The following is a 3,423-nucleotide window of genomic DNA, read 5'->3' as shown; positions in this document are numbered from 1 at the left end:
GTTCGTCTCGACGGTCTACGAGACCGAGCATCCGGTGGTGCGGGTGCACCCCGAAACGGGAGAACGTTCGCTGCTGCTCGGGCATTTCGTGCAGCGGTTCCTCGGATTCGGCAAGTCGGACACGGCGCGGCTGTTCGACCTGCTGCAATCGCACGTGACCCAGCTGGAGAACACCGTCCGGTGGCGGTGGGCTCCCGGCGACGTGGCGATCTGGGACAACCGCGCCACCCAGCACTACGCGGTCGACGACTACGGCGAGCTGGCGCGCAAGGTCAGCCGGGTCACCGTCGCCGGTGATGTGCCGGTGGACGTCGAGGGCGGGCGCAGCGTGGCGCGCCGCGGCGACGCCGCGGCCTACTCCGCGGGCAGCGCGGCGTAGCGCGCCGGCTTCCCTTAGTCCACTGAGGACCGGTCCTGGTCCGCGAGACGCGAAGGATCCCGATGTCGCAACGCCGATTGCACCTGAACGCCTTCCTGATGAACGCAGGTCACCACGAAGCCGCCTGGCGCCTGCCGGAGAGCGACCCGTTCGCGGCGACCCGCCTGGACCATTACGTGCACCTGGCGCAGGCCGCCGAGCGCGGCACGTTCGACTCGCTGTTCCTCGCCGACAGCCCGGTGCTGCGCGCCGACGTGGGCCAGCGTCCGGCGGTCGCGCTGGAACCGACCCTGCTGCTGACCGCGCTCGCCTCGGCCACCAGCCGGATCGGGCTCATCGCCACCGCGTCGACGACCTACGAACAGCCGTACAACCTCGCGCGGAGGTTCTCGGCGCTGGACCACCTCAGCGGTGGCCGCGCGGGCTGGAACATCGTCACGAACGCGACGGTCGAGGCGGCGCGGAACTTCGGCTTCGACGACTTGCCCGCGCACGACCTGCGCTACCGCCGCGCGGCGGAGTTCGTCGAGGTAGCGAGCAAGCTCTGGGACAGCTGGGAGGACGATGCGCAGGTAGGGGACAAGGACGGCGCGTGGGCGGACGCCGCGAAGGTGCACCCGATCCGGCATCGCGGCGAGTTCTTCGGCGTCGACGGACCGTTGAACGCACCGAGATCGCCGCAGGGCCGTCCGCTGCTGGTGCAGGCAGGGTCCTCGGAGGACGGCAAGGACCTCGCTGCCCGCTACGCCGAGGCGGTGTTCACCGCGCAGCAGACGTTGAACGACGGCAAGGCCTTCTACGCGGACTTGAAGCAACGCGCCGCCGAGCGCGGCCGGGAACCGGACGAGATCAAGATCCTGCCCGGCATCGTCCCGGTGATCGGTTCGACCGAGTCGGAGGCGCAGCGCAAGGATTCCGAGCTGACCGAGCGCATCGTGCACGGCTACGCCCTCGCACGGCTGGCCGACACGCTGGGGATCGAACTCGGTGAGCGGGACCTGGACCGGCCGCTGCCGGACGACCTGCCGGGCGAGGAGCGGATCGAGACCGCCAAGAGCCGCTACGCGCTCGTCGTCGACCTGGCACGCCGGGAGAAGTTGACCGTGCGCCAGATCATCCACCGCCTCGGCGGCGGGCGCGGGCACCGCACGTTCACCGGCACGCCGGAGCAGGTCGCGGACACCATCGAGCACTGGTTCACCGCGGGCGCCGCCGACGGGTTCAACATCATGCCCGCGGTGCTGCCGTCCGGATTAGACGAGTTCGTGGACCACGTCGTGCCGATCCTGCGGGCGCGCGGCCTGTTCCGTTCCGACTACAGCGGAAGCACCCTGCGTGAGCACTACGGCCTGGCCCGCCCGGCGAACCGGTTCGCGGCCGGAGAAGGCACCGCATTGCCGCGTTGAACTTCGACCGCGCTACCTACCCGCGCCACCAGGTGTATCCACAGTAGACGATCGGGTCAGGAAGGCACGACCGGTGCCACGTAACCGTCCGAGGCCGCGGTCCAGTCGGCACTGCGGGTCCACCCGGCGGTGCGGAGCCGTTCGTCGGCCTGTTCCGGTCCGGGCTGCCCGGCGGACAGCTCGAGCTCGACGACCGGGCTTCCCCGGTCGTCCCGGACGGTCACCGTCGGCGTCGGTCCGGTGTTGTTGAAATGCGCGTTGTTCGCCATCATCGCTCACCCCGTGCGGTCGGTCCTGGAACTGCTGTACCCGTCCAGGCGGCCGGGCATGCTCGCCGAGCGGGTGCGGTCAGAGCCGGAACGCGATGCGCGGCTGCCGGTCGTTGAGGTCGTGGATGATCCGGGCCGCATCCTGCTCGCTGAGCACGTGTTCGGCCACGAGCCCGGCCAGGTGCGCGGCGTCGACCCGGCGTGCGGTGTCGTGCCGGGCCGGGATGGAGCAGAACCCGCGGGTGTCGTCGATGAACCCGGCGTTGCGGTGGAACCCGGCCGTTTCGGTGACGGCGTCGCGGAACCGCCGCATCGCCCGCGGCGCGTCCAGGAACCACCACGGTGCACCCAGGTACACCGATGGGTAGAAGCCGGCCAGCGGCGCGAGTTCGCGGGAGAAAACGGTCTCGTCGAGGGTGCACAGCACGGTCCGGAACCGGGGATGGGTGCCGAACCGGGACAGCATCGGTCGCAGCGCTTCGGTGAACTCGGCGCGCATCGGGATGTCGTGGCCGGTGTCGGTGCCGAACCGGCGGAACGTCTCCGGGTGGTGATTGCGCATGCTGCCGGTGTGCAGCGCCATCACCAAACCGTCCTCAGTGGACATCCGGGCCATTTCGCCGAGCAGCTGGCGGGAAAGCTGCCGCGCTTCGCCGGGATCGGCCCGTCCGGCGCGGACTCGGCGGAACAACCCGGCCGCCTCGTCGATGTCCAGGAACTCCATTCCCGCGTCGGGGGCACTGTGGTCGGTGGCCGTCGCGCCGTTGGCCCGGAAGAACTCCCGGCGTTCTTCCAGTGCGCGGATCAAGCCCGCGTAGTCACCGGTGTCGATGCCGCTGGCAGCGGCGAGGCGGTCGAGGGACTGCGGCCAGTCCGCCCGGGTGGCGTCGAGGTAGGCGTCCGGGCGGAACGTCGGCACCACCCGCCCGGACCAGCTCGGATCGGCGGCCAGTGCGCGGTGGTGGCGCAGCTCGTCGGCGGGATCGTCGGTGGTGGCCAGCACCTCGATGCCGAAGGACTCGAACAGTGCGCGGGGGCGGAACTCCGGTTCGCGGAGTCGGGCGGACAGTTCGTCGAACAGCTCGTCGGCGGTTTCGGCCGAGGGCTGCAGCCTCGCTCCCAGCACGTCGTGCAGCTCCGCCTCCAGCCATTGCCTGGAGGCCGTGCCCAGCAACAGCGGCCAATGCGCGCAGAACGTCCGCCACACCTCGCGCGGCTCGGCGGGGGCGGAACCGTCGCGGTCGGCCAGCCCGAGCCGCCACATCGGCACGCCGTGCGCGTGCAGCAGGCGGGTCACGTAGTGATCGGGTGTCACCAGCAGGGCGGCGGGATCGCCGAACGGGCGGTCCGCGGCCAGCAACTCCGGATC

At 70.8% G+C, this 3,423-nt stretch carries 4 protein-coding genes; 2 read left to right on the top strand and 2 right to left on the bottom strand.

The features are described 5' to 3' along the window. Together IJH84_RS27160 and IJH84_RS27155 are read left to right on the top strand one after the other, a co-directional pair. Window positions 1–379 (top strand): TauD/TfdA family dioxygenase (locus IJH84_RS27160; RefSeq protein ID WP_295150597.1); only part of this gene is annotated, 379 nt, incomplete at its 5' end. Window positions 380–441: 62 nt separating this feature from the next. Next, the gene (locus IJH84_RS27155; protein WP_295150594.1) at window positions 442–1,785 is read left to right on the top strand and encodes an LLM class flavin-dependent oxidoreductase; all 1,344 of its coding nucleotides are present in this window, start codon (window positions 442–444) and stop codon (window positions 1,783–1,785) included. A gap of 56 nt (window positions 1,786–1,841) precedes the next feature. On the opposite strand, the gene IJH84_RS27150 is transcribed toward IJH84_RS27155, so the two are convergent. Together IJH84_RS27150 and uxaC are read right to left on the bottom strand one after the other, a co-directional pair. Next, a complete protein-coding gene (locus IJH84_RS27150; RefSeq protein WP_295150591.1) occupies window positions 1,842–2,054 on the bottom strand; it encodes a hypothetical protein in 213 nt (70 codons plus the stop codon). Between the two features lie 79 nt (window positions 2,055–2,133). Continuing rightward, window positions 2,134–3,423, bottom strand: a 1,290-nt coding sequence (gene uxaC / locus IJH84_RS27145; protein ID WP_295150588.1) for a glucuronate isomerase, incomplete at its 5' end; no start/stop codon positions are given.

This window comes from Saccharopolyspora sp. (assembly GCF_017434145.1).
Lineage (GTDB): Bacteria > Actinomycetota > Actinomycetes > Mycobacteriales > Pseudonocardiaceae > Saccharopolyspora_C > Saccharopolyspora_C galaxeae.
The sequence above is the reverse complement of the archived record's forward strand: the minus strand, read 5'-3'. Positions and strand labels throughout refer to the sequence as shown.